Here is a 15,859-nt window from a genome sequence, read left to right on the forward strand (position 1 = left end):
GCATCCTGGCTGTGTCCGTTGGGGCTTGCGGACCCGCGGTCCACCAAGATCCCAACGGTTTTCTCGCCGCTCACCTTATTTCTCCTCTTTTCGACGAAGCATTGACTCGCAACCCATGACACCGCCGCGTGCGGATGGTGAGCGCCTCAGGATGAGGTGAATGAGCGTCTCACGGTCGTCGGGACACCAGCACGTAGCCACCGAAGCCGAATACCACCGGCATCATCATCAGCATTCCCAACACTGTGCTCATCATCGTTTTCTCGATTCCTGTATGTGTTGCTCTCCGTCGCCGGTTTCCCAGTTGAGCGGCGGTGTCGCGGCGACCCGGAGTGCAATGACTACGTTGCTGCGCGGGCACCGCCGGCACCATCGCCCAACGGGTGATCTTTAGTGCCGGATGGGTGTATAACTAGCGGGCCCATGTATTTGACGGACTGGTCAATCTGAGCGCCGCATGAATTGCGCCGCGACGCGCCACGCCGCGCCGCCAGCCGCGTCATGACACTCGCTGCTCAACTTCGACGGGTGACGCCTCAGCTACCTGGCTGCCCGCCGCGATGGTAGAACTGATGGCTTCGGTGACCACCTGCGGGATTTCATGCAAAAGCGTGTGGCCTGCGGTGGGCCAGTGGATGAGCATCGCCCCGGGGATACCGTCGGCCAGCTCGCGGGTGTGCCACATTGGCGTGAGCCTGTCCGCTCCGCCACTGATGATGGTTGTCTTGGCTGTGATCGAGCTCAGGGTCGCAGAGCAGTCGTACTCTCTTAGACCGCGCAGGAACCCGACTTTGGTTGTCGACGGGGTGGCGTTGACCGCGGCCGCGGACCGGTTGACCAATGATTTCGGGGCGACTTTACCGTATCCGCTGTGTCTGGTCACTGCCGCGCACACCGGCCGGGCCAGGAATTGAACGACTTCATCGGTGCCCGCGCGAGGCATCCGGTGGACGAGGTGGTAGAGCACGCTTGTTGCGGGGGTGCGCAGCAGTCGGCCTAATCCGCGCGAGCCGAGATTTCCCGCGGCGGTGGCGACGAGGACAAGGTTGTCTGGCTCCACGGGACGCTCGCTTGCCGGCCGGCGAAGATAGGCCAACGCCGTCATGCCGCCCATCGAGTGCCCTACTAAGGTGAGCGGGCCCGTAACGCCAAGCGCGACAAGCAACTCGGCCAGATCGCCGGCGAGTTTGTCGATTCGGTAGGTATGCATTGACGCATTGCCGGAGTCGCCGTGACCACGATGGTCGTAGCTGATGATCCGAATGTTGTTGCCCCAGCGTCGGATCAGCTGCGTCATCTGGATGTTCCAGGACTCTTTGTTCAAACAAAAGCCGTGGAGAAGGACGACTGTATGTTCAGCGGCGTGAGATCCCCAGTCGCAAACGGACAACGAAACGCCATCGCTCGTGGTAACTGTGCGGTTGCCGGCCAGCGATCGGCGTGGGTCGGGCATTCGCCTGCGGTTGCGGCGTATTGGCGGCGACTGTGCGCTGCTTGCCGATTCGGCGATCGAGCTGGCCTGACCAGCGATCACCGGGACACCATCACATACCCGGCGACGCCGAACGCCACCGGCACCATCGCCAAGATTCCGAGCGCGACATTCAACATTGTTCGCTCTTTCCCTCGTGTGCTCACCGGCGCGGTCATAGCCTGGCTGGGCTCTCGCTATCAGTGAGAGTGTGATTGGTTGTCGACTACTACGGTCGTCGGGCGGGTAGCGCAAAACCATCGCCCGAGGGTTGATCTTTAGGCCCGGATGGATGCAGTACTAAGCAGGCCCGCATTTGACGTGTCGGTCAATCGGTGTTGCGCATCAGCTGCGTCAACTGGGCGCGGGAACTGATGCCCAGCTTGGCAAACGCATTGTGGACGTGGGTCTTCACCGTATGCGGAGAAAGATGCAGCTCGGTCGCGACATCACGATTGGTCGCGCCCTGCGCAATCAGGTTGACGACCTTGAGCTCGGAATCGGTCAGGCTGTCCCAGCCCGTTTTTGCCCGCGGGCGCGTGACGATGCGCCGCTCCACACCTAAACGGCGCAGCGCACGACCCACCCGACGCGCATCGGCAATCGCTTCGCACTCGACGAAAGTGTCGAACGCCGCGTTCAGCTGCTCGAGCGCCTCAGCGTCGCGCTGTGCGCGACTCAGCGCGCCGCCGGCGTCCTCGGCAGCGCCTGCGTAGAGAAGCGGCCGCCCCGACGAGCCAAGCAACTGTGCAGCATCCACCAGCGCCTGGGCATCGTGTTCGAGGATCCCGCGGGCATACCCGGCCACGCCTGCCAGCAACCAAACCGCAGGCCGCTCACGCTCAAGCACCTCGATTGCCTGCAAGACCCGTGCGCGCAAACCGGCATCGCCGGCGGCCGCGGCAACCCGCGCACCCAAGATCAGCCGAACGAATGCATGGGGGAAAAGTGGTGTCCCCAGTAGGGTGACCTCGCCGAGCCAGCGCATCGCGTCATGAACGTCGTCGCGCTGCCAAGCCTCCAGCGCGAGCACATACGCTGCTCCTCGACGTACCGCAGCTGAGCCGGCGGAGTAGGCATTCCGCGCGTCATTGACCATCTGCTGCAGCAGATTTCGGTCATCGGTGTGTACCGCCACCTCGGCCAGAGTCACCATTCGCAGAATGTCCGGCTCGGTCGCGCCTGTTGGCTGTGGAGACGGCAGCGACTCCGTCACGTCGCGAGCTGCCGACAGCCGGCCCGCAGCGAGGTGGACAATCCCGCTGAAGACGGCCCAGATAACGCGGGCCATCGCGTTCCCTTCCCTCCGGGCTTGGCCCATGCCGTGGGCGACCCGGGCCGTCGCGTCGTCCAACCGGCCGACCACTGCCAGCAAGTTTGCGTAATGCATTGCGGCATACGCCTGCGCTAACGCCGCATCGTTCGTGGACGCGGGCGGGGAAAGCTCTTCGAGGCGACCTACGGCGCGGCTGGTGTACCCCTCACCAGCGTCGAGCAAAGCGATGGTGACATCGGCCATGATCGTGGCCTCGAGATCACCGGTTGCTGCCGCGGCTGCGGCAGCCTCATCGGCTGTCGTGCGCCGTTGCCCACCTTGGTCCTGCAACGCCAGGTTGTAGGCCAGCCAAGCCAGATGTCGCGCCCGGGTTACCTCGCTGATGTCGCTCAACTCGAGCGCCCGACGATTTTCCTGCACGCGCCGCTGGGTGCTGTGCCTAGTGTGTGCCGGGAGCCGGAGCCGAATCTCGGCCTCCTCTTCAGGCGAGGCCGCCTGCGAGAGCGCCGCAACGGCCAATTCTTCGGCCTCCCCGTAACGGCTGGCCCGGTTGAGCCACTCCACCGTGTCGGCGACCAGTAAGCCGTAGTCAGAGTGGCGGGCGGGCATTAGCTCCAAAGCACGCTTGCTCAAGTCAGCGGCCGAGCTCGCGTCGGTATGGCCAACCGATTGCGCGGCATGGCGCAATGCGTCGATCGCCTCGTTGTCTCCCGGCTCGGCGCTGCGTGCCAGCTGCGTAGCTACTTCGGCTGGCGTCGCCCCCATCCCGAGCATGACCGACGCCGACTGACGCTCCATCGCCCGGCGCAGCGACTGCGGCAATGACTGCCGGGTGGCCTCGCGCAGCAAGTCATGCCGAAACCTCAACCGCTCACCGTCTTCGACGAAAATATCCGCGCGCACCGCCTCCTCGAGCGCGGACAGCAACGAGACCGGCTGGCGATCCAGCATCGTGGCCAGCAAGCCAGCCGAAAACCGGTCCGGCAATACTGCGGCCACCCGCACCACCTCCGAAGCACCCTCAGAGAGCAGGTCCAGCCGCTGCTGCATACTGGCGCCCAGACGCCGCGGCAGCCCGTCTCCGGTGACCATCGCACGACCGCCGGAGAGATCGAGCCGACCCTCCTCCCCCAGCCCCCTGACAAGCTCGGTGACCAGAAACGGATTGCCGTGCGCCTTGGCCGCCAAATTCAGCAGCGACACATCGGCTTTCGCCCGCACCGCGTCACAGACGATATCGGCGACCGCGTCCGGCGCGATTGCCGGCAATCGGACAAATGTGGCGTTCGCGCGCTGCAGCACCGACAAAGTCTCTTGCACCGCCGGCCCACCTGCCCCAGTGCGGGCGGTCAACACCCACAACACCGGCACATCCGGCGCGGTGGTCAACGACCGCAACGCCAACAACGTGCCGTTATCGGCCCAGTGGATGTCCTCCAACACAACCACCAGCGGAGTCTGTGCGGCCGCCGCATGAATCGCATCGGCCAGATCGTGCACCACCCAGTAGCGCAGATCGGCGGATCCGGCCAATTGCCGTAACGCCTCGGCGTCCCCCACCGGTGGATCGGCGTTGAGCGCGGCCATGAACAGCGAGAAGAACGGAACCGTCTGCTGATACTCGAACGCCTCACCGAATAGCGCCCGAACACCGGCCTTTTCGGCGAGCGCCAACACCTCGGTGAGCAACCGACTCTTGCCGATGCCCGGCGGTCCCTCGATGACCAGTACGCCCCCACGCCCCTGGGTCACCGCGGTCATCTGCGCGCCGATCAGTTTCAGCTCGTCTGACCGCCCCCGAATCGGCGGCGTGACCATCCGTTGGCCGCCGACGTCGAACAGGCCGGTTGGAGGCCCCATCGGGTGTCCTGTCTACCGTTTATCGGATTGCCACCGCAGTGCACGTCATTGTAGGCATGCCCACGTCACCTACCGACTTGCTGTCAGTCAGTCACCACCGCGCATGAGCTGCGCCAATTGAACCCGAGACGTGATGCCCAGCTTGGCGAAAGCATTGTGCACGTGTGTCTTAACGGTGTGGGGGGAAAGGTGCAGTTGTTCCGCGACGGCGCGGTTGGTCGCGCCCTGGGCAATCAGGTTGACGACCTTGAGCTCGGAGTCGGTCAGGCTGTCCCAGCCCGTTTTTGCCCGCGAGTGCGTGACGATGCGCCGTTCCACACCTAGATGGCGCAGCGCGCGGGCGACCCGGCGGGCATCGGCGATCGCTTCGCACTCGACGAAAGTGTCGAATGCCGCGTTCAGCTGCTCGAGCGCCTCGGCATTGCGCTGTGCGCGAGCCAGCTCGCCGCCGGCGTCCTCGGCAGCACCGGCATAAAGAAGCGGCCGCTCCGACGAGCCAAGCAACTCCGCGGCAGACACCAATCCCCCGATGTCACGTTCGAGGATCCCACGTGCGTATCCGACGACCCCCGAGAACAGCGGCACCGGTGGCCGCTCACGTTCCAGAGCGTCGGTGGCCTGCAGGACACGCGCGCGCAGGCCGGCATCGCCGGCGGCCGCGGCCACCCGCGCACCCAAGATCACCAGATCAAAAACCTCAGGTGTGAGTGGCGTCCCGAGTAGGGTGATGCCGCCGAGCCAGCGCATCGCGTCATGGACGTCGTCGCGCTCCCATGCCGCCAGCGCGAGCACCTGCCCCGCTGCCCGACGTACCACAGATGCGCCGGTTGGGTAGGCGTTGCGAGCGTCATTGGCCACCTGCTGCAGCAAGTTTCGGTCATCGGTGTGCACCGCCACTTCGGCCAGCAGCGCTAGGCGAATCATGTCCAGGTCGGTCGCGCCTGTCCGCGGCGAGTGCGGCAGGGATTCCACCTCGGCGCGAGCTGCGGACAACCGGCCCGCGGCGAGATGGACCCACGCATCGATATCAGCCCAAATGCCAAGGGCCATCGTGTTGCGTTCCCGGCGGGCTTGCTCGGTGCCGTTGGCGATCTGAGCGGCAGCGTCGTCCAACCGGCCGACCACCGCCAGCAAGTTCGCGTGGTGCGCTGCGAGCAAGTCATGGGCCGGCGTCGGATCACTCGCCTGGGCGACCGCGCAAGCCTGCTCGAGGCGGCGCAGGGCGCGGTCCGCATATCCGTCCGCACAGTCCAGACAAGCAAGGGTGACATCGGCCACGATCTTCGACTCGAGATCACCGGTTGCTGCCGCAGCCGCGGCGGCCTCGTCGGCCGCCTTGCGTTGTTGCCCAGGTTGGTCGTACAGCAGGTTGTAAGCCAACAAGGCCAGATGTCGCGCCCGAGTTATGTCGCTGATGTCGCTCAACTCCAGCGCCCGCCGATTTTCCTGCACGCGCCGCTGGGCGCTGTGCATGTTGATTGTCGGGAGCCGGAGCCGAATCTCGGCCTCCTCTTCAGGCGAGGCCGCGTGCGATAGCGCTGCAACAGCCAATTCTTCGGCTTCCCCATAACGGCTGGCCCGGTTGAGCCACTCCACCGTTTCCGCGACCAGTGACCCGTGCTCGGCGTCATCTGAGGGCAACAGCTCCAAAGCGCGCTTGCTCAAGTCCGCGGCCTCGCTCGCATCGCCGCGGCCCACCAACTGAGCTGCCTGGCGCAATGCGTCGATCGCCTCGTTGTCTCCCGGCTCGGCGCTGCGTGCCAGCTGCGTAGCCACCTCGGCAGGCGTCGCCCCCATCGCCAACATGACCGACGCCGACTGGCGCTCCATCGCCCGCCGCAGCGACTGCGGCAACGACTGCCGGGTGGCCTCGCGCAGTAGATCGTGACGAAACCTAAGTCGCTCACCATCTTCCACGAGCAGGTCCGCGCGCACCGCCTCCTCGAGTGCCGACAGCAGCGAGACCGGCTGGCGGTCGAGCATCGCGGCCAGCAAGCCAGCCGAAAACCGGTCGGGCAGCACTGCGGCCACCCGCACCACCTCCGAAGCACCCTCAGAGAGCAGGTCCAGCCGCTGCTGCATGCTGGCGCCCAGACGCCGCGGCAGCCCGTCTCCGGTGGCTCCGGCACAACCGCCGTCGACAGTGAGCCGGCCTTCCTCGCCCAGCCCCCTGACAAGCTCGGTGACCAGAAACGGATTGCCGTGCGCCTTGGCCGCCAAATTCAGCAGCGACACATCGGCTTTCGCCCGCACTGCGTCACAGACGATATCGGCGACCGCGTCCGGCGCGATTGCCGGCAATCGGACAAATGTGGCGTTCGCGCGCTGCAGCACCGACAAAGTCTCTTGCACCGCCGGCCCACCTGCCCCGCTGCGGGCGGTCAACACCCACAACACCGGCACATCCGGCGCGGTGGTCAACGACCGCAACGCCAACAACGTGCCGTTATCGGCCCAGTGGATGTCCTCCAACACAATCACCAGCGGGGTCTGTGCGGCCGCCGCATGAATCGCATCGGCCAGATCGTGCACCACCCAGTACCGCAGGTCAGCCGAGCCGCCCAGCCGGCGCAGCGCCTCGGCGTCCCCCACCGGGGGATCGGCGTGCAGGGTGGCCATGAACAGCGAGAAAAAAGGCACTGTCTGCTGGTATTCGAACGCCTCACCGAACAAGGTGCGCACCCCGCACTTGTCGGCCAGCGCCAACACCTCGGTGAGCAACCGACTCTTGCCGATGCCCGGCGGTCCCTCGATGACCAGTACGCTTCCGTGTCCGTGGGTCAGCGCGGTCATCTGCGCGCCGATCAGTTTCAGCTCGTCTGACCGCCCCCGAATCGGCGGCGTGACCAGCCGCCGGCCGCCGACGTCGAACAGGCCGGTTGGAGGCCCCATCGGGTGTCCTGTCTACCGTTTATCGGACTGCCACCGCAGTGCACGTCATTGTAGGCATGCCCACGTCACCTACCGACTTGCTGTCAGTCAGTCACCACCGCGCATGAGCTGCGCCAACTGGGCGCGGGATGTAATTCCCAGTTTGGCAAACGCATTGTGGACGTGGGTCTTGACCGTGTGCGGGGAAAGGTGCAGTTCGGTCGCGACCTCACGATTGGTCGCGCCCTGGGCAATCAGGTTGACGACCTTGAGCTCGGAATCGGTCACGCTGTCCCAGCCCGTTTTTGCCCGCGAGTGCGTGACGATGCGCCGTTCCACACCTAGATGGCGCAGCGCGCGGGCGACCCGGCGGGCATCGGCGATCGCTTCGCACTCGACGAAAGTGTCGAATGCCGCGTTCAGCTGGTCGAGCGCCTCAGCGTTGCGCTGTGCGCGAGCCAGCTCGCCGCCGGCGTCCTCGGCAGCACCGGCATAAAGAAGCGGCCGCCCCGACGAGCCAAGCAANCCCGTTTTTGCCCGCGAGTGCGTGACGATGCGCCGTTCCACACCTAGATGGCGCAGCGCGCGGGCGACCCGGCGGGCATCGGCGATCGCTTCGCACTCGACGAAAGTGTCGAATGCCGCGTTCAGCTGGTCGAGCGCCTCAGCGTTGCGCTGTGCGCGAGCCAGCTCGCCGCCGGCGTCCTCGGCAGCACCGGCATAAAGAAGCGGCCGCCCCGACGAGCCAAGCAACTCCGCCGCAGACACCAATGCCCCGGCATCACGCTCGAGTATCCCGCGGGCGTGCTGAGCGACTGTGGCGAACAACCCAATCCCGGGACGCTCGCGTTCGAGCACGTCAATGTCGTCCAGAAGACGCGCTCGCAGGCCGGCATCAGCGGCGGCCGACGCCACTCGCGCGGTCAAGGTCAGCTGATCCAAGACGGCCGGCAAAAGCGGCGTCACGAGGAGCGAGATGTCGCCGCCAAGCCAGCGCGCCGCTTCATGAACATCGTCGTGCTGCCACGCTGCCAGCCCTAACACGCCCGCCGCCCCGCGACGTACGGCAGGTGAACCCTCGGCGTACGCTTCGCGCGCCTCGCTCACCATCTCTTGCAACAACGTTCGGTCGTCGGTGCGCGCCGCCACCTCCGCCAGAGTGAACATGCGCATCGCGTCGACCAAGGTCGATCCCGTTCGCTCTGGCGTCGGCAACCACTCGGTGCTGACACGGGCAGCCGACAACCGACCGGCAGCCAGCTGCACCATCCCGGAAGTCAGCGCCCAAATGTGAAGCGCCATGCCATCGCGTTCCTTCCGGGATTTTTCTGTGCGGCCCGCGGCAAGCGTTGCAGCATCGTCCAACCGTCCGACCACGGCAAGCAGGTTTGCCAGGTGGATTGCCGCGAGGTGATGAGAGGTGACATCGCCCGCAGGGGTCAAGGATTGAAGTTCCTCAATGCGGTGTAGAGCGCGGTCCGCATTCCCGTCTACGCAGTCCAGGCAGGCAAGCGCTACTCCAGACAGAATGCTCGACTCCAGATCGCCGGTGGATGCGGCAGCGGCCGCCGCCTCGTTGGCTGCCGTACGGTCCTGTCCGTGTTGGCCATACATCGCCAGGTTGTACGCCAGCCATGCAAGATGTCGTGCCCGGGTGACCTCGCTGAGGTTGGGCAACTGCAGTGCGCGGCGGTTCTCCTCGATGTGTCGAGTGGTCGTTTCTGTGGTTACCGTCGGGAGCCGGAGGCGAATCTTGGCCTCTTCTTCGGGCGCCAACGCGGCACACAAGGTGCTGCTGGCCAACCGTTGCGCCTCCTCGTAGCGCGTGGCCCGATTGAGCAGCACGATCGTTTCTGTTATCACTGGCCCACGTTTTGGGTCTTGGGGCGACAGGAGCTCCAACGCGCGCTTGCTCAAATCCGACGCAGCGCTCGGATCGCTATTGGCCACTGACCGCGCGGCTTCGCGGAGTGCGGCGATCGCCACCTGATCGCCCACCTCGGCGCTGCGGGCGAGCTGGGTTGCGACCTCCTCGGGCGCTGCCCCCATGTCCAGCATGATGGTCGCCGATTGCCGCTCCATAGCCCGGCGCAGCGACTGGGACAAAGACTGCCGCGTCGCTTCGCGCAGCAGATCGTGCCGAAACCTCATCTGGTCACCGTCTTCGATGAGTAGATCGGCGCGGACCGCCTCTTCTACCGCCGACATCAGGGCGGTCGGTGGGCGTTCCAGCATTGCGGCGAGCAGCCGGGCCGAGAACCGGTCAGGCAGCGCTGCGGCCACCCGCACGACTTGGCTCGCAGCAGTGGAGAGCTGGTCGAGTCGTTCCTGCATAGTGTCGCCGAGCCGTCGCGGCAAGGTGTCTCCGGTGGCGACCGCGCGGCCGCCGCTGACATCGAGCCGACCGTCCTCGTCCAGTCCTCGCAGCAACTCAGTCAAAAGAAACGGGTTGCCGTGCGCCTTTTCGGCCAGGCTCAGCAGCGACGCATCCGCGTTGGCTCGCACGGCGTCTTGCACAATGTCGGCGATCGCGCTCGCTGTCATGGCCGTCAACCGCAGAAACCTGGCATCCTCGCGTTCCAGCGCGGTCAGCGTCTCGCGAACGGCCCGCCCGCCCGCGCCCGTTCGCACGGTAAACACCCACAGCACCGGTGCGTCGCTCCGTGTCGCGGCCAGTGACCGCAGCGCGAGCAGGGTTGCGTTATCCGCCCAGTGAATGTCCTCGAGGAGGATCACTAAGGGCTTTCGGAACGCGGCCGCCTGTATGGCGGATTGCAGATCGCGCACCACCCAGTAGCGGTGATCAGCCGACGCACCCAAGTGGCGCAGAGCCTCCGCATCACCGACCGGAGGATCCGCGCGCAGGGTCGCCATGAACAGCGAGAAGAACGGCACCGTCTGCTGATACTCGAACGCCTCGCCGAATAGTGACCGAACGCCGGCCTTCTCGGCGAGCGCGGAAACCTCAGTCAACAAGCGGCTTTTCCCGATGCCCGGCGGGCCCTCGATGACCAGCACGCCCGCGCGCCCCTGCGCGACCGCCGTGATCAACGCTTCGATCGCCCGCAACTCGCCCGTACGCCCACGGATCGGCGGTAAACGCACCCTCCCTGACGCTTCGCGATGGGGCTTGTCGCGCTGGGCGGGCGCCGCAGCATGCGTCACACGCCCGAGCATTTGCTGCGATGAACCCGCTACCTTCACCCGCCCCGGGGTGTGGAAATGATCCGAGGGAACATACCTGGCAGAAGCCGCCAGCTTAACGCTCATCGGAGCCTGCTCAGCAGGGTAAAGCCGCTTCGACTCCCCGACCGACGTCATGCTGCCACCTGGACTTCCACCGACAGATAGTCGGCCAGGCCGTGTGTTGCAGGCCAATCACCATCGCGCACCGCTTGGCCGAGCTCCTCTGCCAATGGACTGCTGGCGCCCAACTCGGCCAGCCAAGAGGCCACGGTCGTTGCGATGTGATCTGCTGGGACGCGCACGGTACGGCCGTGTAGGCGATCGGTCAGCTGATAAGTAGTCATTTCTGCACGCCTTTCGCTGGTTCACCGGGTGGCCGGTGTATTTAGCTGACATGACCCATGACACCGCCGCGGGCGGAAGGTGAGCGTCTCAACATGAGGTGAATGCGCGTCTCAAAGTGAGACACCCGCTGACCCACTGAACGTCAGGTGTTCAGCGCACCAGCATGCTGACTAGTCAGTGGTCGCCGTCCGCCAGACTTGCCAGTCAAGGCGGCGCCTCCGCGCTGGTCAATGCACGTGAGTGCAATTAGCTGACGTGACCCATGACACCGCCGCGGACGTATACTGGACGCCTCAATCTGAGCAGGATTGCGCGTTTCAATCGGAGGACGCTGGCATTCGGGGGGCCGGCTGCACCGCGCGGTCGGGAGCGAGGTGCACGCGTCGATGAGTTTCCGGGCCGACATCCAAACCGACGTTCGCCGAGTGCGGGAACGGTTCTTGTGCGAGGGATCCTTGGAGACGGACACCTTGCCCCCAACCGTGCTGGACTCCTGGCGCCGGTCCCTGGCCATGCAGGTCCACCCCGACCGCCTCGATCTGCCCTATGTTCGGCAACCGGATAGCGACTCACGACTCGCTCACGCCGCGGAGCCTGTGCTACAGGGGATCACGCAAGACGCCACCATCGACGCGATGTCGGCCATCCTCACCTCGTCCGACGGGGTAGTGATGGAGCGCTCAGCCTCCGAAAGGGCCTTCATGAAGGCACTGGATTCGGTGAGCCTCGCCCCCGGCTACAGCTACGCGGAGGAATTCGCCGGGACCAACGGGATCGGCACCGCGCTCGAGACCAGGCGGCCCGCGTTCATTTGTGGCGGCGAGCATTTCGTCGGGCCCTTAAGCGAGCTTGCCTGTGCGGGCGCGCCGATCCGCGACCCCATAACCCAGAGGCTCGTCGGCGTCGTTGATCTCACCTGCTGGGCCAGTCGCTCGAATCCGGTGTTGTTACCGCTGGTCAAGAGCCTGGGAAGCCAGATCGAAGACAGGCTGAGAGAGTCGGCCCACGCCAGCGAGATCGCGCTTTTGGAGGTGTATCGCAAGGAGGCACGACGGTTCCCATTCGGTGTGCTGGCAATCGGCGGTGACGTGTTGCTGATGAACCGCTACCTGCGCCAGACGCTCGACACCAATGACCAGATCGCACTGCTCGAACACGCCTCGGATTTGATTAGCACCACGGCCATGCGACATCCGCTGGCGGTGCTGCCGAGCGGAACGACACTCAACCTTTCTGTCGTCGACCATGCGGAGATCCGCGGGCGAATCAACGTCGTTTTCCATGTGCATCTGTCGACCCAGGTAACAACGCACCGTATCTCGACCCGCGACTCGGTCGTGTCGCACATTCCTGGCGTAGTTGGGCGCAGCAGCTCATGGCGGCACAGCTGTGAGCAGGTCGAGCGATGCTGCCAGGACCGGGTTTGGGTACTGCTGGAAGGCGAGAAGGGGTCCGGACGAGCCAAGCTGGCCCAGGCTGTCGCACAGCACGCCCACCCGATAAAGACGGTGCGGGTACTGCGGGCTGAAACATTTGCGACGCCAGCGCTTTTCGTCGCCGAGATAGTGACCCAAACCGATGGCGATGACTTTGCCGTGGTGATTGCCGACGTCGACTGCATCGACGAGGAGACGCTGGCAGCGGTCGTACCGGTGTTGCAATCCCGTGCGAGTCGCGGATGGATCGCAGCGACGATGAGTTCGTCGACGCCTTCACCGACGGTTCAGCTGCTGCTGCCGTTGTTTACCCACACCGTGACAGTGCCCGCGCTGCGGCACCGGATTGAAGATATCGAGGTACTGGTGCCGTTTCTGCTACACGAGCTGACCTCCGGCGCCGATGTGCGCCTTGACGCCGATGCGATGCGTCAACTCAGTAAGCTGCCGTGGCCGGGTAACGTCGCACAGTTACGGCGAGTTGTTGCGGAAACCGTTGCGCGACAACGTTCAGGCATCATCGGCGCCGACAAGCTGCCGCCCGAGTGTCGATCGCTTGCGAAACGAAAACTCACCCAGATGGAGGCGCTTGAGCGAGACGCCATTGTCCGCAGCCTGGAAGACAACGACAACAACAAGCTACAGGCGGCGATAGCCTTGGGGATGTCCCGCGCGACCATCTATCGCAAGATGCGGGATTACGGAATAGCCTGATCCGGCAGGCCGTATTGTGACGGCGAGACAGAGTCGAGGTAGCTGGAAGATGGGGTCGCGGGCCGGCCGAACGACCGAGGTTCAGCGGGTCAGGGAAAAGTTTCTGACCGTGGGGTCCGTTGACGCGGTGCGCTTAGTCGATGGTGAGATTTTGCAGCCCAGTGTGGTGGACTCCTGGCGTCGGTCGCAGGTCCTGCGCATACACCCCGACCGGGTCGAGCTCCCGTATGTGCGTGAACCCAATATGGACTCGCGGTTGGCGCGCGCGGCCGCACCGGTGCTGCAGCGCGTCACCGATGATCTGGCTGCGCAAGCTGTCAGCGTTGTCCTGACATCAACCGACGGGGTGGTGGTCGAACGGACGGCCCCGGAGGTGTCCATCCTCAAGGCGTTGGACAGGGTGAGCCTCGTACCGGGTTATAGCTTGGCTGAAGAGGTGGCGGGCACCAACGGGATTGGCACTGCGCTGGAGACTGGGCGCCCTGCGTTCATTCGTGGCGGCGAGCACTACGTCGCCATGTTCACCGGTTTCGCCTGCGCGGGGTCGCCAGTCCGGGATCCTATAACGCGCAGGGTAATCGGCGCCGTCAATCTGAGTTGTCTGGCCGACGAATCCGATCCGCTGTTACTCGCGCTGGCTGCCAGCGCCGGTCGCCAAATTGAGGATCGCATGCGGCTGGTGGCTCATCAGGGTGAGACCGCGCTGTTGGGGGCATATCTGGAACAGACACGGCGCTCTTCGAGCGGTGTGCTCGCGATTGGTGGCGACGTAGTGTTGATGAACCCCTACCTGCGCCGGGCGCTGGACGGCAACGAGCAGACCGCGCTGCTCGAACACGCCTCGGATCTGCTCAGCTCCACGTCGTCGGCCACGGCGCTGGCTGTTCTGCCAAGCGGGCGCATCGCCGAAATCACTGCTGCCGACCGCTTGACGATGCGTGCCGGTCGGACCAATGTCGTTTTCCACGTTGACTTTTCCGCCGAGACGAGCGCGGGGCCGCAGCAAATCGCCCACCCGGCGCGCGCTCAAATCCCTGGCCTGGCGGGTCATGACAGGGCCTGGCTGCGCTGCTGCCATCAGGTGCGCCAGTACTGCCACGACCGAGACTGGGTAGTGCTGGAAGGAGAGAAAGGATCCGGCCGGTCACGACTGGCGCAGGCGGTCGGACAGGATGTGAAACCGGGCCGGACCGTTCGGGTCATGCGCGCCGACACATTTCCCAGCGCCGCGCGTCTTGTTGCCGAGCTGGCGGCTGCGTCCGGCGATGAAGACTTTGCAGTGGTGATCGCCGACGTCGATGACATCGACAAGGACACACTCGAATCGATCAGCTCGATCCTGGCCACCCGCGCAGGCCGGGGATGGATCGCGCTGACTCGCAGTTGCGCGGCTCCATCAAAACCGATCAAGCAGCTGCTGCCGCTGTTTACTCATACCGTCACCGTGCCGGCGCTGCGACACAGGATTGACGACCTCGAAGAATTGGTGCCGCTGTTGCTGCGTGAAATCACCCGAGGAGCCGATGTGGCGCTGGCGCCCGACGCGATGCGTCAACTCAGCAGGCTGCCGTGGCCGGGCAACGTTGCGCAGCTGCGGCGGGTTCTGACCGAAACCGTTGCCCGCCAACGATCGGGCGTTATCAGCGCCGACAAGCTGCCACCGGAGTGCCGCGCAGTCACGCGGCGCAAGCTGACTCAAATGGAAGCCCTGGAGCGCGACGCGATTGTCCGGAGCCTGCAAGACAACGGCGGCAACAAGCAAGAGGCGGCACGCGCACTGGGAATGTCGCGGGCGACCATCTACCGCAAGATAAACGACTACGGCATCGCATAACGCCTCTAGGGCTCTCATCCCAAAAGCATTGATCCACAGTATTATCGCGACTCACGACGCCCCGATAGTTGCCGGCAGCCTCCGCGCGGCCCGGGGCCGCCAGGCCCTGTCCAGCTGCGCTTGCTCCTGTGTGCACGAATACCCCCAGGAAAGTCACCCGGGTGAACCAGTTCGCCGGGTGATGACCACTCATCCCACGCCAATGAATGCTGGCTAGCGGATCGCGAGCGGACGGTCAGTGGAGCTGACCAGGTGCCGGATCCGCGCTCGGGACCGCATAAGGCAACACCGGGTCGCATGACGGTGGAAGAGCGGGCTGGTTGATCGCCTCGAAACGCCACCGCCACAGATTGGAGAGCCCAGATGAAGCGTCGCCAATTAAAACCTGCTGAAAACGGCTCCGGCGCCACGCGAGCGCCGGGGCTGCTGCATCGAATCCGGTATGCCGCCGCCTTCGCCCGGCGTCCGGCGGATCGGAACGCAGATGCCGCGATCGACACCGTCCCGGCGATCGAGGAACAGCTTCAGGCGCTGCAACCCGCCTGCAGTGCCCAGCGGGCATCGACCGGCATCAGCTGCGGTGCGCCGGCTATGGCGGTCGTCGAGGTGCACGCCGTCGACGAATGCGACGAGACGGGGCTGAGCCCAGACGGCGACCTCGTCGAGACACTCTGCCAAGCATGCCTGGCCACCGTGCAGACGGCGATGGCCGCGTATGTGAGCCACCGGCGCGAAATGGCGTCCCGATACGGCACCCCGCCGGCATGCACCACGTGCGGGCGTCCCACTCAATATCTGCGCAGCGTCTTCGCGGTGCGCCTCATCGGGCCCGAGGGGCTGGCACCGTGAATCGGTTGCGGATTGCC

General features: G+C 65.2%; 8 protein-coding genes. 3 read left to right on the forward strand and 5 right to left on the reverse strand.

Annotation, left to right across the window (positions count from 1 at the left end; genetic code table 11):
• Positions 1-499 precede the first annotated feature (499 nt).
• From MSP7336_RS22450 to MSP7336_RS22470, 5 genes are all read right to left on the reverse strand, one after another.
• The gene (locus MSP7336_RS22450) at positions 500-1,453 is read right to left on the reverse strand and encodes an alpha/beta fold hydrolase (RefSeq protein ID WP_069397716.1); all 954 of its coding nucleotides are present in this window, start codon (positions 1,451-1,453) and stop codon (positions 500-502) included.
• A 346-nt stretch (positions 1,454-1,799) separates the two neighbouring features.
• Positions 1,800-4,607 carry a helix-turn-helix transcriptional regulator gene (locus MSP7336_RS22455; protein ID WP_113964652.1) on the reverse strand — a complete coding sequence of 936 codons (2,808 nt, stop codon included), beginning with the start codon at positions 4,605-4,607 and terminating at the stop codon, positions 1,800-1,802.
• Positions 4,608-4,694: 87 nt separating this feature from the next.
• Positions 4,695-7,499 (reverse strand): LuxR family transcriptional regulator, encoded by a 2,805-nt coding sequence (locus tag MSP7336_RS22460; RefSeq protein ID WP_113964653.1) that lies wholly within the window; start codon positions 7,497-7,499, stop codon positions 4,695-4,697.
• 87 nt (positions 7,500-7,586) lie between these two features.
• Positions 7,587-10,655 (reverse strand): helix-turn-helix transcriptional regulator, encoded by a 3,069-nt coding sequence (locus MSP7336_RS22465; protein WP_244917572.1) that lies wholly within the window; start codon positions 10,653-10,655, stop codon positions 7,587-7,589.
• A 140-nt stretch (positions 10,656-10,795) separates the two neighbouring features.
• Entirely contained in the window at positions 10,796-11,008 is a 213-nt protein-coding gene (locus tag MSP7336_RS22470; RefSeq protein WP_069397710.1) for a hypothetical protein, read from the reverse strand.
• Between the two features lie 456 nt (positions 11,009-11,464).
• On the opposite strand from MSP7336_RS22470, the gene MSP7336_RS22475 reads away from it, so the two are divergent.
• From MSP7336_RS22475 to MSP7336_RS22485, 3 genes are all read left to right on the forward strand, one after another.
• Positions 11,465-13,159: a sigma-54-dependent Fis family transcriptional regulator gene (locus MSP7336_RS22475; protein WP_244917508.1), complete on the forward strand. Its 1,695-nt coding sequence runs from the start codon at positions 11,465-11,467 to the stop codon at positions 13,157-13,159.
• Positions 13,160-13,208: 49 nt separating this feature from the next.
• Positions 13,209-14,993, forward strand: a complete 1,785-nt coding sequence (locus MSP7336_RS22480; RefSeq protein WP_069397711.1) for a sigma-54-dependent Fis family transcriptional regulator — start codon at positions 13,209-13,211, stop codon at positions 14,991-14,993.
• A 363-nt stretch (positions 14,994-15,356) separates the two neighbouring features.
• Positions 15,357-15,842, forward strand: a complete 486-nt coding sequence (locus MSP7336_RS22485; protein WP_069397913.1) for a phosphoenolpyruvate carboxylase — start codon at positions 15,357-15,359, stop codon at positions 15,840-15,842.
• Positions 15,843-15,859: the final 17 nt, after the last annotated feature.

The sequence above is a fragment of the Mycobacterium shimoidei genome (genome assembly GCF_900417275.1).
Lineage (GTDB): Bacteria > Actinomycetota > Actinomycetes > Mycobacteriales > Mycobacteriaceae > Mycobacterium > Mycobacterium shimoidei.